Consider the following 801-nt stretch of genomic DNA (forward strand, 5'->3'; position numbering starts at 1 on the left):
CGCCTCCAGGTTTTCGAAGGGCGACCCAAAACGCTTCCGCATCTGGCTGATTTCAATGGCACTGATTGGCTTCGCGATCTCATTTGTGGGATTCGAAACGTTTGTGAGCTACCTATACCCGGTGATCGGCTACGCGGGCATGCTTCTGATTCTGCTGCTAGTAGTGCACTGGGTACGAAGCCGAGAAGACATTCGTGAGGAAATCGCACGCCGCATGGCCATCCGCAAACTCTTGCGCCGACTCATGCGTAAAGACAAGCACTTCCACCAAGGACACGCAGACCAGCTTGCCGAGGCGATTGAGCAATCACCGGTTGAAAATTCAGACCTGCAAACCAGCTCCGTGCTCGAAGTGGTAGACGAGTTGGAAGATGAGGGACTGGCCTACGACCATCCGGCAACGATCGACTTCGAAGAGATCACCAACGTAGAGCTTGAAGAGGACGCCCTCGACGACTACGAAGAGCCCGAAACCGATGAGGTAGCCGAGGAAGTTGTCCGAGCGGAAGAAACGAATAAGGCTCGCCCCTCGGTGGAGGAACCTAACCAAGAAAAGTCTGTCTGATCGTTAGCGCAGGCTGGCGCATGCAGTGGAGAACCACCTCTTTAATCTGACTTGCGAGCCGCGAGCCAAACCATAATCGAACCCAGCAACCCGACGCCGAGGAAAGTTGCGGATACCCACAGGGAAGAGCGGGTTGCCTGCGCAAAACCGCCCACCAGATGACTCACCAGCTCAGAATCAGCGCCCATCTGCTCGCGCATTTGCAATAGATTTGAACCCGCCGAAGCCTTCGTGGC

The 801-nt window shown here is 55.6% G+C and carries 2 pseudogenes; one reads left to right on the forward strand and one right to left on the reverse strand.

What is annotated here, in order from left to right:
- Positions 1 to 565: pseudogene (locus HMPREF1627_RS01805) on the forward strand (hypothetical protein); the annotation flags it as partial.
- 41 nt (positions 566 to 606) lie between these two features.
- Here HMPREF1627_RS01805 and HMPREF1627_RS10110 read toward each other — a convergent pair.
- A pseudogene (locus HMPREF1627_RS10110) lies at positions 607 to 801 on the reverse strand (MFS transporter); the annotation flags it as partial.

The sequence above is a fragment of the Actinomyces sp. S6-Spd3 genome, assembly GCF_000758755.1.
In the GTDB taxonomy this organism is placed as follows: domain Bacteria; phylum Actinomycetota; class Actinomycetes; order Actinomycetales; family Actinomycetaceae; genus Pauljensenia.